The organism is Exiguobacterium sp. ZWU0009 (assembly GCF_000798935.2).
GTDB lineage: Bacteria > Bacillota > Bacilli > Exiguobacteriales > Exiguobacteriaceae > Exiguobacterium_A > Exiguobacterium_A acetylicum.
In genome coordinates, this window is sequence record NZ_CP018057.1 from 969,931 (window position 1) to 987,293 (window position 17,363).

Below are 17,363 nucleotides of genomic sequence, written 5' to 3' on the forward strand. Positions count from 1 at the left end.
AGGACGACGCATCTGCGTCGTCTTTTTCTATGCTGACAATGGCGCTCGATAGATTGTTCTAGTACAATGTAGGGTACAAACCCTATAAGATTGTAAGGAAAAGAGGCGGTAAGGTATGAAATTGACAGAAATACAGGATCCGTCATTTTTAAAGCGTATGTCGGTCTCCGAACTCGAAGTACTCGCAGGCGATATTCGACGCTTTTTGATTGAAGAATTAGCGACGACAGGTGGACACTTGGCACCGAACCTCGGTGTCGTCGAGTTGACGCTTGCGTTGCATCGTGAATTCGACAGTCCGAATGACAAGTTCGTCTGGGATGTCGGGCACCAAGCATACGTGCATAAGATTTTGACAGGACGTGCGAGCCAGTTTGATACGCTCCGTCAGCACAAAGGACTCTGTGGGTTCCCGAAACGCAATGAGAGTGTGCATGACGTCTGGGAGACAGGACACAGCTCGACGTCTTTGTCAGCAGCAATGGGGATTGCTGTTTCGAACGAACTGAGCGGTAAGAGTGATCGTGCAGTCGCAATCATTGGTGACGGTGCTTTGACAGGTGGTATGGCACTCGAAGCATTGAATCATATTGGAGCAGAACAACAAAACGTCATCGTCATCTTGAACGATAACGAGATGTCGATTGCACCAAACGTTGGGGCGATGCATCAAATGCTTGGACGAATTCGTTCATCACGTAAAGTGCGTTTTGCCCAAGACGAGCTTGAAACGTTGATCAAAAAGATTCCGGTCATTGGCGGACGTCTTGAAAAAGGAAGCGAGAAGTTGAAGGAAGCTGTTAAAGGCGCACTTGTTCCTGGCATGTTCTTTGAAGAGCTCGGCTTCAACTATTATGGTCCAGTCGATGGGCACGATCTTGATGATTTAATCGAACAGCTCAATTACGTGAAAAAAGAAGAAGGTCCTGTCCTGCTTCATGTCATCACGAAAAAAGGGAAAGGCTATCGTCCGGCAGAGTTCGATGGTGTCGGCACATGGCATGGTCTTGGACCGTACAAGATGGAGTCTGGCGAAGTCATCAAAGGGAAATCAAAAGCACCTAGTTACTCCTTTACGGTAGCGGATACTTTAACAAAGATGGCACGCGATGATGAAAAGCTGACGTTGATCACGCCAGCGATGAGCGTCGGTTCAAAACTCGATTGTTTTGAAAAAGAATTCCCAGAGCGGATGTTTGACGTCGGGATTGCAGAACAACATGCAGTGACGTTCGCAGCTGGTCAAGCGACGCAAGGCATGAAACCTGTCGTATCGATCTACTCGACCTTCTTCCAACGTGCATACGATCAGCTTGTTCACGACGTGGCTCGTCAAAATCTAGATGTGACGTTTACGATTGACCGGTCAGGTCTCGTTGGTGCAGATGGTGAGACACACCAAGGGGTCTTCGATATCGCTTTCATGCGTCACGTACCGAACATTCGAATCGTCATGGCGAAGGATGAGAACGAACTGCAACACTTGCTCTATTCAGCCGTCAAATATGAAGGACCAATCGCCGTTCGTTTCCCACGTGGAGAAGGTATCGGTGTACCAATGGACGAGACATTGCATGAAATTTCGCTTGATACATGGGAAGTCGAACGCGAAGGAACGGACGTCGCGATCCTTGCATTCGGACCACAAGTACAAGATGCACTCAAAATCGCGGATCTCCTAGCAGACGAACTGTCGGTTCGTGTCATCAATGCTCGGACGATCAAACCGCTTGACGAGAAGATGCTGAATGCCCTTTACGCAGAAGGCATTCCACTCGTGACGCTCGAAGAAGCCGTCTTAAAAGGTGGATTCGGATCAGCTGTCCTTGAGCATGCGAACGAGCAGGAAGCATTCCCACGCGTCAAACGCTTCGGTATTCCGGATTGGTATATCGAGCACGGCGGTGTCAACGAATTACTTGAAGAAATCGGATTATTACCTGGACAAATCGCAGAAGAAATACGCGCTTTCGTCAATCAAGGAAAGAAACAGAGTGTGTGACGATTCATGGAAAATGTAAAAAAAATCCGCCTCGACGTTCTTCTCGTCGAGCGCGGTTTGTTTGAAACGCGTGAAAAAGCGAAACGATCGATCATGGCTGGACTTGTCTTTAGCGGAACGGAACGATTAGAGAAGGCTGGTGAGAAGGTCAAGTCGGACATCGACCTGCATGTTAAAGGTCAGTTGATGCCTTATGTCGGTCGTGGAGGCTTCAAGATGGAAAAGGCACTTCAAGTATTCGATTTCGATGTCGCTGGTAAAACAGGTCTCGATATTGGATCGTCAACAGGTGGCTTTACCGATTGCTCCTTACAAAATGGAGCAGCGCATATGTATGCGCTTGATGTCGGTTCCAATCAGCTGGACTGGAAGCTTCGTTCGGATGATCGTGTGACGGTGATGGAGAAAACGAACTTTCGGCACGCAACACCAGATATGTTCCCTGTTGCGCCACAGTTTGCGACGATTGATGTCTCATTCATCTCGTTACGGTTGATGCTTCCACCTCTGAAGACGATCCTCGTCGAAGGAGGAGATGTCATGGCGCTCGTCAAACCGCAATTCGAAGCGGGGCGTGATGATATCGGTAAAAAAGGCATCGTGCGGGATGAACGGATTCATGTCCGCGTCCTCGATGAGATGGTTGAATTCTTCATTCAACAAGGGTTCTATGTGAAACAGCTCGACTATTCGCCGATTACCGGTGGAGAGGGGAACATCGAGTTCTTATTGCATGCGCGCCTTGGTCAACCAGGACTTGATCCATCTGTCCATGCGACAGAGACAGTCAAGCAAGCACATGCTAGTCTTTAAACGAACAGATGAAAACGAGGACGGATCCGGTTCATGGGTCCGTCCTCATTGTTGTTCGGAGCGACGAAAACCGTATAATAAAATGGCAAACGTGGACTTTTAATGATTTATTGGATTACAATAGTAACATCGAAGAATACTGTGAGGTGCAGGAATGACAAAGGGGCAACGGTTGATTAAGATTCGGGAGATCATCACCCAGTCGGAAGTAGAAACCCAAGATGAATTGGTAGAGGAATTACGGAATGCAGGATATAAGGTGACACAGGCAACGGTATCACGAGATATCAAGGAACTTCATCTCGTTAAGGTTCCGTTGAATGATGGACGTTATAAATACAGCTTACCCGCTGACCAACGCTTCAACCCACTCGGGAAATTGCGGCGTCTGCTCGGTGACAGCTTCATCTCGATTGATTCTGCTCAAAATCTGATTGTCATGCATGTCCTGCCGGGAAATGCGAACGCAGTCGCCGTCTTACTGGACCATTTGAGCTGGAACGAACTGCTTGGCACGGTGTGTGGGGACGATACGATCCTATTGATCGCACGAAGTGAGGAACAAGCGAAAGAAGTGACCGAACGAATTTTAGAAATGCTGTAAGGAGTTGACAGGATGCTAGCTGAATTATCGATCAAACAATTTGCGATCATTGACGAGCTACAGATCGACTTTAAAAAAGGAATGACCGTCTTGACTGGGGAAACAGGTGCCGGTAAATCGATCGTTCTCGACGCGATCGGTTTATTGATTGGTGGACGTGGATCCGCGGAATTCGTTCGATACGGGGAAGATCGGGCGGAACTAGAAGGATTGTTTCTGATTGAAGACGACCATCTCGTCTATGGTCTTGCAGAAGAGTATGGTATCGATATCGAAGATGGATTGATCATCTTACGACGTGATCTGTTCGCGACCGGGAAAAGTGTCTGTCGCGTCAACAATAAGCTGGTCACACTGACGATCTTACGTGAGTTCGGGCGTGTCCTCGTCGACATGCACGGGCAACATGAACATCAGCATTTAATGGACAGTACGTATCATCAAGCGATTCTCGATGACTTCGCGCAAGAGGCAATCGCACCGCTTCTTCAAGCCTACCAGTCCGGTTACCAAGCGTATGAAGAAAAACGGACGGCTTTGCAATCGCTCGCGCAAAGTGAGCAAGAACTCGCTCAACGGATCGATTTACTATCTTTTCAGACGGAAGAGATTGAAGGCGCAAAACTTCGAGCACACGAGGAAGATGAGTTGCTCGTTGAACGGAATCGTCTCGCGAATTTCGAAAAGCTATATGCGTCGTTAAAGACAGCGTATGATGCTTTACACGATGAGATGCGCGGCATCGATTCTGTTGGAGACGCGATGCGTGAACTACAGCAAGCATCAAGCATCGATGAACAGTTTTCGCAGCAGAGTGACGCGATCGCAAGCGCTTTTTATGGACTGGAAGAAGTCGGATATGCGATTCGAGATCAACTCGAAACACTTGAGTTTGATTCCAATCGACTCGATGAGATCGAACAACGTCTATCGGTCTTTCAACAGCTGAAACGAAAATACGGGGCGACAATCGAGGAAGTCATCGCGTATGGGGAGAAGATTCGAGTTGAACTCGATACGATGACGAATCGAGATGAACGGATTGAACGATTAAAAGCTGAAGTCGAACAGCTCGAAGGCGAATTGTTTGATATAGGTGGTCGACTCTCGCAACAGCGTCGAAAAGCGGCAGTTCAATTAAGCGAAGCGATTCATCTGGAATTGCGTGAGCTCTACATGGAGAAAGCACGGTTTGAAATTCGTTTTCTTCAAGACGGGAAGACACCGATGCTACGCAAGAACGGGATCGACCAAGTCGAGTTCTTCATCATGACGAATGCGGGAGAGCCATTCAAGTCGCTCGGAAAAGTCGCATCGGGCGGGGAGTTATCTCGTATCATGCTCGGATTGAAGTCAATCTTCTCGCGCTCGGTTGGAGTCGCTTCGATCATTTTCGATGAAGTCGATACAGGAGTATCGGGTCGTGTCGCACAAGCGATGGCTGAAAAAATCTATCGTTTGTCAGTAGACGGACAAGTACTCTGTATTACGCACTTACCGCAAGTCGCTTCGATGGCTGATCAACATCTCTATATTCGGAAGATTGAAGAGACGGATCGTACGACGACACAGGTCAATGTCTTGTCTCAGTCAGACCGAGGAAACGAACTTGGACGGATGATTTCCGGTGCACATATGACGGATTTGACGTTACGCCATGCCGAGGAATTGATGGATCAGGCGAAGACGATGAAAGAATCGCTTAAAAATGGGGTGTAAGGATTGATTAAAGTCGGGATAGCAGATGATAATCGCGAAATGGTCGAACTGATTCGCCAGCATATCTCTGCGCAAGAAGACATGGAAGTCGTTTGCGTCGCCTACAATGGCGAGAGTTGTCTCGAACGCATGAAAGAACACGAAGTGGATGTATTGCTCCTCGACATCATCATGCCTCATTTAGATGGGCTTGGTGTTCTCGAAGAATTGATGAAGAAAAAGAAGAACCCTGCTGTCATCATGTTGAGTGCCTTCGGTAAAGACGAGGTCTCGCAACAGGCGGTCACCCTCGGAGCATCGTACTTCTTACTTAAACCGTTCAGCATGGATCAGCTCGTTCAAAAAATTCGTCTCGTGACGAATCAAGGACAAGCACCGATCGTCGAAACGATTGATTTAAAAGTCGGTACGACACTTCGAGAAGTGGGGATTGCTCCGCATATTAAAGGCTTCACGTATTTGAAGGACGCTGTCTTAATGGTGCTTGAACGGGAAGATTTACTCGGATTGATCACAAAGGAACTCTATCCGACGATCGCGAAGAAACACCAAACGACGGCTTCTCGTGTCGAACGAGCGATGCGTCACGCCATCAAGTCCGCCTGGAACGAAGGGATGCAACAGCACGAGCTCTTCAATGGCCGAATCGAACAAGAGAAAAGTCCGAAGAACTCAGAATTCATCTCGTATGTTTCGAGTCATATGAATCAAGAACAATCTGGTTAAAGGAAACACACCGTCTGAATGTGAACTGAACCAAAAAAGTTAGACAATAAATAATTTGTCAGGCGACCTTGAGGACCTGAGTCCGGTATTCCACCGGGCTCAGGTTTTTTAGTCGTCTCTTGATACGACGATGGTTATAGTACTCGATGTAACGCTCGAGCTCACATTTGAAGTGGTCCATGTCATCGAACTCCTTGAGATACAGGAGCTCTGACTTGAGCACAGCGAAGAAGCTTTCGATGGCTGCGTTGTCGAGGCAGTTGCCCTTACGGGACATGCTTTGCGTAATGCCGTGCTCGTGAAGCGTACCGACGAACGCTCGATATTGATAATGCCACCCTTGGTCGGAATGCAGAATCGGTCGGGCTTTCCCGTCGAGCTTCCCGATTGCCTGATCCAACATTTCACCAACGAATTGATAGGTAGGGCGGTCCGATAGGGTATAAGCAATGATCTCACGATTTCCCAAGTCCATCATCGGCGAGAGGTAGAGTTTCTCCCCGAACAGGTGAAACTCAGTGACGTCAGTCACCCATTTCTGGTTCAGGCCGGTGGCCTTGAAGTCACGTTGGAGAAGATTCGGTGCGACCTTTCCGACCCGTCCTTTATAGGAGCGGTATCGCTTCATACGGACAAGACATTTTAGACCGAGCTCATTCATGAGACGGCGTACGGTCTTCGGATCGTGCCGGAAGCCTTGGCGTTCGAGAAGTGCGTGGATGCGACGATAGCCACATCGTCCCTCGTGTTCGTGGAAGAGAGTATGGATAGCTGTCTTCACCTCCGCATACTTGTCCTCGCCCGTCAGGCGCGTCCGCCAATAGTAATAGACGCTTCGTGCCATACCGAGCACGCGAAGGAGTCCCGGAACGGGATAGACTGACCGCAATTCGTCGATTACTTGTGCCTTGATCCGGTTCGTCGCGCATTCTCTTCTTGAACCAAGGCTTTCAATTTTTTTAACGCAGCGTTCTCCATCTCGAGATACTCGATCCGCTCTTTGAGCTTCTCGACTTCTGTCATCTCTTCAAATTCCTTCTTCTTGCGTCTCGCCATCGGGGCACGTCCTTTCGGTCTGGCGACCAGACCTGCGGTCCCTTCCCGTTCATACGTCGATCGCCATCTCGAGATCGTCCCTGGGGAAGAAATTCGGTACTTTACGGCCGCCTCTATATTGGACAGCCTGTTGGTCACCATGTCGTTTAATACCTCCAGTTTAAATGCCAGCGAGTGGCTTGTATAGGAAGGATCGAAGATCGTTTCCCCCCAACGCTCATAGAGACGCGACCACTCGCGGATCAGTTCACGTGCTATCCCGAATTCTATCGCTACACCTCGGTATCCGTCTCGTCCTGTCAGATAACGCTCAGCGACTTGGACTTTAAACGCCTTTGTATATTTGACCATAAAAAACACCCCATAAAAGTTGGATTTTTATGTCCAACTTTTATGGGGCAGTTCAATGATAGACGGTGTGTTTTTAGTTCCTATCCCGTTCATAGCAAGCGATCAATACGCCGTTATCAAACGTGTGTCGTTTCGTGACATTCCAAGTGATTGGCGTCATTCCGTTGTCGGGAAATAGACGTTTACCAGAACCAATGATGACGGGATAGAGGATCAATCGAAGTTCATCGATCAGATCGGCTTGATAAAGCGTATGAACGAGTTGACTACTCCCCCAGACGTGAAGTGGTGGTCCGTCCTGTTGTTTCAAGCGTGTTAGTTCAGAAGTTGGTTGATTCAAATAAGTCGTCGGCTGCCAAAGAATAGGTGGTGTATGACGCGTAGCAACATACTTCATGGCATGATCAGCAACTGGCCAGATATCTGGGTGGAGTGGCCAGTAACTCGACCATTGCTCGTATGTCTTGCGACCGAGTAACAGGGAGCAATCCTCTTGCATCCATTCACGGATGACCTGACCAATCTCAGGATGTTGAAATGGAGCAGTCCATCCCCCTTGTTCGAAGTCGTTGCTCACATCCTCATTCTTTCCGCTCGGTGCTTGAATGACACCGTCTAACGATAGATGTTCGAATACGATGATTTTTCGCATGAAAGGTCTCCTTTCGATTACGATCTGCTTATAGCATACCGTAAAGCTAAAAATATATAAAAGCGCTTGCAAATAAATATTGCATAAACTGAAATGTTTGTTATAATAAAGGTACCAAATGATTTGGCAAGACGTCAGATGAACGTCGAGTCGATAAGGACTCCGGAAATCCTGTTGACGAACATCATCTCAGAACGCCAACTGTAAATGGCTCAAGAATGCCGGACGACATTCTCTTGGTAGAAGTCGTACCAAGGTATCTTGTTCATTCTAGATGAGAAATCTCGAATGAATGGGAGCTTCCATGATTTCGAAGCTAGGGAAAAGTGGAAGGTAACGGATCGTCTAAAATGAAAAGTACAGTTCGTGAAAAGGAGTGTTGTCTAGCAGTGATTGTTAGCAACCGAATGTTTGACTGCTTCAAGCGGATGACATTACGCTCCACCTAGGTCCCGAGTACAGTCAGATGATGGAACTGAAACACCATTCTATCGTTAGCCCGATAGCCAGATCTGATTTCTTTCTACCTCTTCATTAAGAGGAACACCTAAGGTTTTGGAGTACACGAATAGTTCTAACTATGAGAGGAGTTCATCCGTAAGTGAAACCAATTTTATATGAGTAAAAGGTCCCGCGCTTGAAATGAGTTCAAGAGATGGGGACCTTTTTCTGTGTTCATTTTTTTTGATAGCGGTCGGAGACTTTTCCACGTTTTCGATCGCGATAAAAAACATATCCTGCGACAAATCCAATGCCACCCATCGCAAGAATCAAACCAACGAGACCTTGCAATACATATACGTAAGCCGCATCGCCTAAGTATTTAAACGGCACTTGTGCAATTAGAAAAACACTATCACGCATGAGCTTAATACCAATCGCGCCGATGATGCCGGGGATTAATAATGAGAGCAAACCAATGATACGCATAGGACGCCACTCCTTTCCAAGCGTATTGTATCAAAAAATCGATCGTTCTGCGAATCGGGTTTGCTTCCCTATTTTATTCCGAGTACGATAGAAATGTAAGCAGTTTCAAAGGGGGAATTCATATGCATCATCTACTCGTCGTCGGGGCTGGTCAAGGGGGAACAGAAGTCCTGCATGCGTTTCAACGTTCACCATTATTAACGGTCATTGGTCTTGTCGATCCAAACATGGATGCGCCTGGGGTGGCGCTTGCACGGCGTGCGGACATTCGGATCGAAACGAGCTGGTCAGCTTTCGAAGGGGCGGATGTCGATTTCATCATTGACGCTACAGGAGAAAATGGCGTACTTGAGCAATTGATTCATGATTTTCCGGGAGCGGCGGTCTTACCGGGGGAATTCGTCAGAGTGTTGCTCGAGCGATTGACTGAAAAAGAGAAAATGCTCGAAGCGATCATTCATTGTACGAGCGAAGCAATCTCCGTCGCCGATCAAGACGGACAGACGATGCTGATCAATCCAGCCTATACGCGCATGACCGGTTTCACGGAGCGAGACGTCGTCGGAAAACCGGCAAGTGCCGATATCGGAATGCAGGAATCCGTTCATTTGAAAGTCTTGAATACGGGCGAGAACGTTCGAGATGTTCGCATGAAGATTGGGCAAGATCAACGCGATATCATCGTCAACGCGGCACCCGTCATTGTCGATGGACAAGTCCGTGGTTCCGTTGGGGTCATTCGGGATATCTCGGAAATGAAGGCACTCGCCAAAGAATTGAAGGCAGCGCGACAAAAAATCCGGACGCTCGAAGCCAAATATACATTCGATGATATCATCGCCGAGAGTGAAGCGATGCGCTTCGTCGTCGATCAAGCGAAACTTGCGGCAACGATGCCAGTCAATGTCTTGATTCGCGGTGAATCCGGAACCGGCAAGGAACTGTTCGCGCATGCGATCCATGCAGCGAGCGAACGTAAATATGAACAATTCGTCCGCGTCAATTGTGCGGCAATCGCACCGACGTTACTCGAAAGTGAACTATTCGGGTACGAGGAAGGCGCGTTCTCAGGAGCGCGACGTGGTGGTAAGCGTGGATACTTCGAAGAAGCACACGGGGGTTCGCTGTTCTTAGATGAGATCGGCGAACTGCCACTCGACGTCCAAGCCAAACTGTTACGGGTGTTACAGGAAAATGAAGTCGTTCGCGTCGGTGGTACGAAGGCCATTCCGGTCGATGTCCGGATCATCGCGGCGACGAATGCGAATCTGGAGCAGAAGATCATCATGAATGAGTTCCGAGAAGATCTCTACTACCGGATTAATCGTTTACCGATTCACATACCGGCACTACGTGAGCGTCCGGATGATATCGCGCCATTGACCTTACACTTACTCCGTAAATTGAATCAAAGTTATGGGCGATCGGTCGGACGGATATCGGATGATGTACTCGAAGCAATGAAGAAGCAACCGTGGAAAGGAAATGTCCGCGAGCTTGAAAATGTCATCGGTCGCGCGTTGATTTTTACAGATAAAACAGAAACGGTCTTACGAAAAGGTCATCTTCAGCTTGTCGTGCCACAAACAACAAAAGTTGCGACAAGACAGAAAAAGGAAATCAAACATTTATCAGACGAGATGTCCCACGTCGAAGAACGGTTAATTCGGGAAGCGCTTACTGCCTTTAATGGCAACAAAACAGAAGCGGCGAAACAACTCGGAATTTCTCTCCGGGCACTTTATTACAAAGTGGAACGATTTAACATCTATTCGTAAAGCGCAAATTTTTGCGTGCAATATATTGCAAAAAATGCAAAAGCGTGCAAAATTAAAGACGTTCTTGCTTATCCTACCGTCTCTTTTGAATTGGCACGAAAATTGCTATTACTATTTATGTATGACAGGTGAGGGGGGAATACGGTGAGATTCAGTGAAATGGTCGAGCAGGCAGCTCGACTCGAAGATTCCGTCGTTGCGATTGCAGCTGCGGATGACGAAGAAGTGATGGATGCTGTCGCATTAGCAATTGAGAACGATTTAGCGCGTTTTCATTTGTTCGGGGATGCGACACGGATTCAGCAGATGATTCAAAAACGGGCATTACGGGAGTCACAATTCGTGATTACCCATACCTCTACATCACAAGAAGCGGCAGAACGTGCTGCTCATGCCGTTCGCAAAGGGGATGCGAGCGTCTTGATGAAAGGACTTGTTCCAACAGCAACGTTCATGAAAGCCGTCTTAAACAAAGAAACAGGTCTGCGTTCAGGAAATGTCCTGTCGCATGTCGCGTTGTTCGAAGTACCAGGGCGTGAATCAGCGATTGGATTAACCGACGCAGCGATTCATATCCAACCGTCACTCGAAGACAAGGTGAAGATCATCGAAAACGGTGTCTCCGCCTTACGTGCTCTCGGATACGGCTTACCGAAAGTCGCAGTCTTAGCAGCCGTCGAAGTCGTCAATCCGACGATGCAGGCGACGATTGATGCAGCACTTTTAACACAGATGAACCGACGTGGTCAAATCAAGGATTGCCTTGTAGACGGACCACTCGCGCTTGACAATGCCGTGAATCTCGTCGCTGCCCAGCAAAAAGGGTTAACGGGAGACGTAGCAGGTCAGGCGGATTTACTCGTCGTTCCGCAAATCGAAGTCGGGAACGTCATCTACAAATCACTCATGTATTTCGCACATGCTTCGGTTGCGGCGATTCTCGTCGGGGCACGGGCTCCGGTCGTATTGACAAGCCGTGCCGATACAGCAGAAGCAAAAATGTACTCACTAGCCTTTGCGCTTTTAAATGCTCAACAGACGAAAAAAGTAAAACAAACAATCTGAGGAGGAACTTAAAATGGTCGAAACAAACGTAGAATCACGCTTCAGCATCTTTGAAACAATGGAGATGGAAGATTACGAACAAGTCGTTTTTTGCCACGATAAAGTATCGGGATTAAAAGCGATCATCGCGATTCATGACACGACACTCGGACCGGCACTCGGTGGACTTCGTATGTGGAACTATGCATCAGACGAAGAAGCATTGATTGATGCGCTCCGTTTATCAAAAGGGATGACGTATAAGAACGCAGCTGCTGGTTTGAACCTCGGTGGTGGTAAAGCTGTCATCATCGGAGATGCGAAGACACAAAAGTCAGAAGCACTCTTCCGGGCATTCGGACGTTACGTCCAGTCACTGAATGGTCGTTACATCACAGCAGAAGATGTTAATACGACGGTTGCAGACATGGATTACATCCATATGGAGACAGATTTCGTCACTGGTGTCAGCCCAGCATTCGGATCAAGTGGTAACCCGTCACCAGTTACAGCATACGGTGTCTACCGTGGGATGAAAGCAGCGGCAAAAGAAGTGTACGGAACAGATTCACTTGGTGGAAAAACGATTGCGATCCAAGGTGTCGGTAACGTTGCCTTCAATCTATGCCGTCATTTGCATGAAGAAGGGGCGAAACTGATCGTCACGGACATCAACCAAGAAGCACTTCAACGTGCAGAAGAAGCATTCGGTGCACTGATCGTCGCACCAGAAGACATCTACAGTGTCGAAGCAGATATCTTCGCTCCATGTGCCCTCGGTGCGACATTAAACGACGAGACGATTCCACAATTGAAAGTTAAGATCATCGCCGGTGCGGCAAATAACCAACTCAAAGAAGACCGTCACGGTGACATGCTCGAAGAACGCGACATTTTATACGTACCAGACTTCGTCATCAATGCCGGCGGTGTCATCAATGTTGCTGACGAACTCGACGGATACAACCGTGACCGTGCCATGAAAAAAGTCGAACTCGTCTACGATGCAGTCACGAAAGTATTTGAAATCGCAAAACGCGACCACCTACCAACGTACCGGGCGGCTGAAAAAATGGCAGAAGAGCGTATCGCGACGATGCGTAGTGCCCGTAGTCAGTTCCTACGTCGTGATAAAAACATTCTAGGATCACGCGGCTGATCAGAGGAGGATATCCATGAGCGAACGTATTTTAACGATCAATCCTGGTTCGACGTCGACGAAGATCGGTATCTTCGAAGCAGCGAACCAGGTGTTCACGAAGACGTTACGCCATCCAGCGGAAGCGGTCGGAGGACCGCTTCCAGCACAGCTGGAGATGCGTCGTCATGTGTTACTCGAAGTATTAGCTGAAGAGCAGATTGATTTGAAAGCGCTTACTGCTGTCGTTGGGCGCGGAGGGTTACTCCGACCGCTCGTCAGCGGTACGTACGCAGTCAATCGGGAAATGCGAGAAGACTTACTCAGCGGTATTTTTGGCGTCCATGCCTCAAACCTCGGTGGACTTCTTGCAGATGAGATTGCTCGGACACTCGACATCCCATCATTCATCGTTGATCCGGTCGTCGTTGACGAGCTCGAGCCGATTGCGCGGATTACAGGCTTACCTGAACTTGAACGAAAGAGTATTTTTCATGCCTTGAATCAAAAAGCTGTCGCGAAACGGTACGCGAAGGAAATCGGACGTCCGTATGAGGAACTGCGTCTGATCATCGCACACATGGGCGGCGGGATTACGGTCGGTGCGCATCAAGAGGGGCGTGTTATCGACGTCAACAATGGACTCGATGGAGAAGGACCGTTTTCGCCAGAACGTAGCGGATCGCTACCTGTTGGTCAACTAGTAGAACTATGTTATAGTACCAAGTATAAACTTGAAGAGATGAAGCGTCTGGTCGTTGGGTCAGGCGGACTTGTCGCGCACTTGGGAACGTTTGACGCGATCGAGATTGAGCGGCGGATTGAAGAGGGCGACGAAAAAGCGGCATTGTTATATGACGCGATGGCGTACCGGATTGCAAAAGAGATCGCTGGTCAAAGTGCTGTCTTGTTCGGTCAGATCGACGCGATCATTCTCACAGGCGGACTTGCCTATAGTGATCGGTTGACGCGTGCGATCGAAGAACGTATCGCCCACCTCGGTCAAGTCGTACGTAGTCCTGGTGAAGATGAGTTGCAGGCGCTCGCAGAAGGAGTGTTGCGTGTCTTACGTGGGGAAGAAGAAGTTAAGGAATATGGAGGCGAACCAACATGGCTAGAGAATTCGACGTCGTTGTCCTAGGTGGTGGACCCGGTGGATATGTCGCCGCGATCCGTGCGGCACAAGCCGGGAAGTCGGTAGCAATCGTGGAACAAGGAAAATTAGGCGGGACATGCTTACATCGTGGCTGCATCCCATCTAAAGCCTTTTTGAAATCAGCAGCAGTCTATCAGACGGTCAAACACGCTGCTACATATGGCGTGGACGTACCGGAATCGTTTTTACGATTCGAACAGGTCAAGCAACGCAAACAAGAGATCGTAGATGGATTAGAGGCAGGCATTCAGCATCTGATGAAAAAAGGAAAGATTGAAGTCTTTCACGGTCGGGGTTCGATTCTTGGACCAAGTATCTTTTCACCGATGCCGGGTACGATCAGCGTCGAGCCGGAAGAAGGCGAAGGCGAGTTGATTCTTCCACGTCAATTGATCGTCGCGACAGGGTCGCGTCCACGTCCATTGAATGGACTTGCTTTTGATTCAGAGTATGTCCTCAGTTCGGATGATGCACTCGATATGGCAGATTTGCCAAAATCGATTGTCATCATCGGCGGTGGCGTCATCGGTGTCGAATGGGCATCGATGTTGACGGATTTTGACGTCGCAGTAACGGTCGTCGAATTCAGCGACCGGATCTTACCGACGGAAGATGCGGCAGTCAGCCGTGAAGTCGCTCGTCAACTGAAAAAGCGTGGCGTCAAGATTCATACGGGTGCAGCTGCACAAAGCGATACGTTCCGGATGTCGGAAGACGGTGTTTCGATCGCAATCGACCGTAACGGAGAACAGACGACGCTTGAAGCGGATAAGTTACTTGTCGCGATCGGTCGAATGGCAAACGTCGAAGGCATCGGAATCGAAAACACGAATATCGTCGTCGAAAATGGCTTCATCCAAGTAGATGACCATTGCCGGACGAAGGATCAACATATCTATGCGATCGGGGACGTCATCGGTCGCTTACAACTAGCGCACGTCGCGTCAGCAGAAGGTGTCAAAGCGGTCGAAGCGATCGTAAACGGAACGACGACACCACTTGAATATGCGTTCGTACCTCGTTGTATTTACAGCGTACCGGAAGCGGCATCGGTCGGTTTGACGGAAGACGAAGCAAAACGTGCCGGAATGGACGTCAAGGTAGGGAGCTTCTCGTTCAACGGATTAGGAAAAGCGCGGATCGAAGGAGAGGCAGCAGGCTTCATCAAGCTCGTCTCGGATGCGAAAACGGATGATCTCGTCGGCGTCCACATCGTCGGACCAAAAGCAACGGAACTGATCAGTGAAGGTGGATTAGCGCTCGTACTCAATGCAACGGCATGGGAAGTCGGACAGCTCGTGCATCCGCACCCAGCCTTGTCAGAAGCATTCGGAGAAGCAGCACTTGCAGTCGACGGACTTGCGGTTCACGCCTAAGGAGGAATTACGGATGGAAAAAATAGAATTCAAAGAATTAGTAGAACTCGGATTAACGGAACAGGACGCGATTCACATGTTCGAAACGATGGTCCGTGCGCGGAAGATTGACGAACGGATGTGGAAATTGAACCGAGCTGGTAAAATTCCTTTCCTCGTCTCATGTCAAGGACAAGAAGCTGCTCAAGTCGGTGCGGCGTTCGCCCTTGAAAAAGGAACGGACTACATTTTGCCGTATTATCGTGATTTAGGCGTCGTCTTGCACTTTGGTCAAACATCACGCGATATCATGCTGTCGGCATTCGCAAAGGCAGAAGATCCGAACTCAGGTGGTCGCCAAATGCCAGGACACTATGGTTCACGTGCCTTGAACATCGTCACAGGTTCAAGTCCGGTCACGACACAAGTACCACATGCTGTCGGGATCGCACTAGCTGCGAAGATGCGTAAGGAGCCACTCGTCGCGTACGTCTCGTTCGGAGAGGGATCTTCAAACCAGGGAGACTTCCACGAAGGGGCAAACTTTGCCGGAATTCACAAGCTTCCTGTCATCTTGTTCTGTGAAAACAACAAATACGCCATCTCGACACCACTCTCGAAACAGTTATCTGCGAAACACGTTGCTGACCGGGCGATCGGTTACGGAATGCCTGGCTATACAGTGGACGGTATTGATCCACTTGCTGTCTTCAAAGTCGTCAAGGAAGCGCGCGAACGCGGATTACGGGGAGAAGGTCCGACCTTGATCGAAGTTGAAGTCGAACGCCTCGTACCACACTCATCGGATGATGACGATAAATCATACCGTTCTGCTGAAGAACTCGATGCCTTAAAAGCACGTGACGGGATCAAACTCTTCCGTGCGCGTCTGATCGAAATGGGTGTCCTGACGGAAGAATCAGCGACCGCAATCGAACAAACGATGGAAAAAGAAGTCGACGAAGCAACAGCTTATGCGGAAGCAGCGGCTTACGACGCGCCAGAAAATGCATTACGTTATGTGTACGACGAGGAGGAAATGAAATGACGACGTTAAGTTTAATCGAAGCGATCAACAGTGCAATCAAAGAAGAGATGGAACGCGACGAGTCCGTCTTCATCCTCGGCGAAGATGTCGGTGTCCGTGGTGGTGTCTTCCGGGCGACACAAGGATTGCTCGAACAATTCGGAGAAGAACGTGTCATCGATGCACCGCTCGCTGAAAGTGCGATTGCCGGTGTCGGAATAGGAGCTGCGATGTACGGCATGCGCCCGATTGCTGAAATGCAATTCGCTGACTTCATCATGCCAGCAGTCAACCAAATCGTCAGTGAAGCGGCGAAGATTCGGTATCGTTCGAACAACGACTGGACGTGTCCAATCGTCATCCGCGCACCGTTTGGCGGCGGCATCCATGGAGCACTCTATCATTCCCAATCGGTCGAGGCGATGTTCAACTCGACGCCAGGTCTGAAAATCGTCATCCCATCGAATCCATACGATGCGAAAGGATTGCTAAAGGCAGCGATTCGTTCGAATGACCCAGTCTTGTTCTTCGAGCACAAACGGGGCTATCGTCTGTTGAAAGGGGATGTCCCTGAAGGCGACTATACGGTCGAAATCGGCAAAGCAGACGTCAAGCGTGAGGGCGAAGACGTGACGATCATCACTTACGGGCTATGTGTCCATATGGCACTCGAGGCGGCGACACGCCTTGAAAAAGACGGGATCGATGTCCACATCCTTGACTTGCGGACCGTCTATCCGATCGACCGCGAAGCCGTCGTCGAAGCAGCGAAAAAGACGGGGAAAGTCTTGCTCGTCACGGAAGACAATAAAGAAGGTAGCGTCATGAGTGAAGTGTCGGCGATCATTGCAGAAGAAGCATTGTTCGATCTCGATGCACCAATCGAGCGACTCTGTGGTCCAGACGTACCAGCGATGCCATACGCTCCGACGATGGAGAAGTTCTTCAACATCTCAAGTGAGAAGATTGAAGATAAAATTCGGACGTTACACGCATACTAAGGGGGAACTGA

The 17,363-nt window shown here is 49.0% G+C and carries 16 protein-coding genes; 12 read left to right on the forward strand and 4 right to left on the reverse strand.

The features are described from left to right. Positions 1 to 115: 115 nt before the first annotated feature. From dxs to spo0A, 5 genes are all read left to right on the forward strand, one after another. Entirely contained in the window at positions 116 to 2,002 is a 1,887-nt protein-coding gene (gene dxs, locus L985_RS04965; RefSeq protein WP_047396476.1) for a 1-deoxy-D-xylulose-5-phosphate synthase, read from the forward strand. Positions 2,003 to 2,008: 6 nt separating this feature from the next. After that, entirely contained in the window at positions 2,009 to 2,815 is an 807-nt protein-coding gene (locus L985_RS04970) for a TlyA family RNA methyltransferase (protein ID WP_029341099.1), read from the forward strand. Positions 2,816 to 2,969: 154 nt separating this feature from the next. Next, positions 2,970 to 3,419 (forward strand): transcriptional regulator AhrC/ArgR, encoded by a 450-nt coding sequence (gene ahrC, locus L985_RS04975; RefSeq protein WP_023467586.1) that lies wholly within the window; start codon positions 2,970 to 2,972, stop codon positions 3,417 to 3,419. Between the two features lie 12 nt (positions 3,420 to 3,431). Continuing rightward, on the forward strand, positions 3,432 to 5,138 hold the full coding sequence (gene recN, locus L985_RS04980) for a DNA repair protein RecN (RefSeq protein ID WP_047396479.1): 1,707 nt from the start codon (positions 3,432 to 3,434) through the stop codon (positions 5,136 to 5,138). Positions 5,139 to 5,141: 3 nt separating this feature from the next. Further along, positions 5,142 to 5,864 carry a sporulation transcription factor Spo0A gene (spo0A, locus tag L985_RS04985; protein ID WP_035398295.1) on the forward strand — a complete coding sequence of 241 codons (723 nt, stop codon included), beginning with the start codon at positions 5,142 to 5,144 and terminating at the stop codon, positions 5,862 to 5,864. Between the two features lie 58 nt (positions 5,865 to 5,922). On the opposite strand, the gene L985_RS16765 is transcribed toward spo0A, so the two are convergent. From L985_RS16765 to L985_RS05005, 4 genes are all read right to left on the reverse strand, one after another. Next, the gene (locus L985_RS16765; protein WP_442856721.1) at positions 5,923 to 6,819 is read right to left on the reverse strand and encodes an IS3 family transposase; all 897 of its coding nucleotides are present in this window, start codon (positions 6,817 to 6,819) and stop codon (positions 5,923 to 5,925) included. Next, positions 6,762 to 7,271, reverse strand: a complete 510-nt coding sequence (locus tag L985_RS17250; protein WP_029341908.1) for a helix-turn-helix domain-containing protein — start codon at positions 7,269 to 7,271, stop codon at positions 6,762 to 6,764. Before L985_RS17250 ends, L985_RS16765 begins: the two co-directional genes overlap by 58 nt. Before the next feature lie 73 nt (positions 7,272 to 7,344). After that, the gene (locus L985_RS05000) at positions 7,345 to 7,923 is read right to left on the reverse strand and encodes a dihydrofolate reductase family protein (protein ID WP_029341106.1); all 579 of its coding nucleotides are present in this window, start codon (positions 7,921 to 7,923) and stop codon (positions 7,345 to 7,347) included. Between the two features lie 675 nt (positions 7,924 to 8,598). Beyond that, on the reverse strand, positions 8,599 to 8,853 hold the full coding sequence (locus tag L985_RS05005; RefSeq protein WP_023467590.1) for a DUF2627 family protein: 255 nt from the start codon (positions 8,851 to 8,853) through the stop codon (positions 8,599 to 8,601). A gap of 122 nt (positions 8,854 to 8,975) precedes the next feature. On the opposite strand from L985_RS05005, the gene L985_RS05010 reads away from it, so the two are divergent. The 7 genes from L985_RS05010 to L985_RS05040 all read left to right on the forward strand — a co-directional run bounded on the left by L985_RS05010 (position 8,976) and on the right by L985_RS05040 (position 17,352). Then, complete coding sequence (locus L985_RS05010; protein WP_029341107.1) at positions 8,976 to 10,631, forward strand: sigma-54-dependent Fis family transcriptional regulator; 1,656 nt, start codon at positions 8,976 to 8,978, stop codon at positions 10,629 to 10,631. Between the two features lie 144 nt (positions 10,632 to 10,775). Next, on the forward strand, positions 10,776 to 11,696 hold the full coding sequence (gene yqiS, locus L985_RS05015; protein ID WP_029341108.1) for a phosphate butyryltransferase: 921 nt from the start codon (positions 10,776 to 10,778) through the stop codon (positions 11,694 to 11,696). Between the two features lie 13 nt (positions 11,697 to 11,709). Further along, positions 11,710 to 12,834: a Leu/Phe/Val dehydrogenase gene (locus tag L985_RS05020; protein ID WP_023467593.1), complete on the forward strand. Its 1,125-nt coding sequence runs from the start codon at positions 11,710 to 11,712 to the stop codon at positions 12,832 to 12,834. A 16-nt stretch (positions 12,835 to 12,850) separates the two neighbouring features. Then, positions 12,851 to 13,954, forward strand: coding sequence for a butyrate kinase (gene buk / locus L985_RS05025; RefSeq protein ID WP_029343376.1), 1,104 nt, complete (start codon positions 12,851 to 12,853; stop codon positions 13,952 to 13,954). After that, a complete protein-coding gene (lpdA, locus tag L985_RS05030) occupies positions 13,924 to 15,345 on the forward strand; it encodes a dihydrolipoyl dehydrogenase (RefSeq protein WP_047390816.1) in 1,422 nt (473 codons plus the stop codon). The genes buk and lpdA overlap by 31 nt, the downstream gene beginning before the upstream one ends. A gap of 13 nt (positions 15,346 to 15,358) precedes the next feature. Then, the gene (locus tag L985_RS05035) at positions 15,359 to 16,372 is read left to right on the forward strand and encodes a thiamine pyrophosphate-dependent dehydrogenase E1 component subunit alpha (protein WP_047390820.1); all 1,014 of its coding nucleotides are present in this window, start codon (positions 15,359 to 15,361) and stop codon (positions 16,370 to 16,372) included. Continuing rightward, a complete protein-coding gene (locus tag L985_RS05040; protein ID WP_023467596.1) occupies positions 16,369 to 17,352 on the forward strand; it encodes an alpha-ketoacid dehydrogenase subunit beta in 984 nt (327 codons plus the stop codon). Before L985_RS05035 ends, L985_RS05040 begins: the two co-directional genes overlap by 4 nt. The last annotated feature ends 11 nt before the right edge of the window (positions 17,353 to 17,363 follow it).

What these genes read in the sequence shown, in the direction of transcription:
- dxs (WP_047396476.1), top strand. Translation starts at nt 116, where the DNA reads ATGAAATTGACAGAAATACAGGATCCGTCATTTTTAAAGCGTATGTCG.
- L985_RS04970 (WP_029341099.1), top strand. Translation starts at nt 2,009, where the DNA reads ATGGAAAATGTAAAAAAAATCCGCCTCGACGTTCTTCTCGTCGAGCGC.
- ahrC (WP_023467586.1), top strand. Translation starts at nt 2,970, where the DNA reads ATGACAAAGGGGCAACGGTTGATTAAGATTCGGGAGATCATCACCCAG.
- recN (WP_047396479.1), top strand. Translation starts at nt 3,432, where the DNA reads ATGCTAGCTGAATTATCGATCAAACAATTTGCGATCATTGACGAGCTA.
- L985_RS17250 (WP_029341908.1), bottom strand. Translation starts at nt 7,271, where the DNA reads ATGGTCAAATATACAAAGGCGTTTAAAGTCCAAGTCGCTGAGCGTTAT.
- L985_RS05000 (WP_029341106.1), bottom strand. Translation starts at nt 7,923, where the DNA reads ATGCGAAAAATCATCGTATTCGAACATCTATCGTTAGACGGTGTCATT.
- L985_RS05005 (WP_023467590.1), bottom strand. Translation starts at nt 8,853, where the DNA reads ATGCGTATCATTGGTTTGCTCTCATTATTAATCCCCGGCATCATCGGC.
- L985_RS05010 (WP_029341107.1), top strand. Translation starts at nt 8,976, where the DNA reads ATGCATCATCTACTCGTCGTCGGGGCTGGTCAAGGGGGAACAGAAGTC.
- L985_RS05020 (WP_023467593.1), top strand. Translation starts at nt 11,710, where the DNA reads ATGGTCGAAACAAACGTAGAATCACGCTTCAGCATCTTTGAAACAATG.
- buk (WP_029343376.1), top strand. Translation starts at nt 12,851, where the DNA reads ATGAGCGAACGTATTTTAACGATCAATCCTGGTTCGACGTCGACGAAG.
- lpdA (WP_047390816.1), top strand. Translation starts at nt 13,924, where the DNA reads ATGGCTAGAGAATTCGACGTCGTTGTCCTAGGTGGTGGACCCGGTGGA.
- L985_RS05035 (WP_047390820.1), top strand. Translation starts at nt 15,359, where the DNA reads ATGGAAAAAATAGAATTCAAAGAATTAGTAGAACTCGGATTAACGGAA.
- L985_RS05040 (WP_023467596.1), top strand. Translation starts at nt 16,369, where the DNA reads ATGACGACGTTAAGTTTAATCGAAGCGATCAACAGTGCAATCAAAGAA.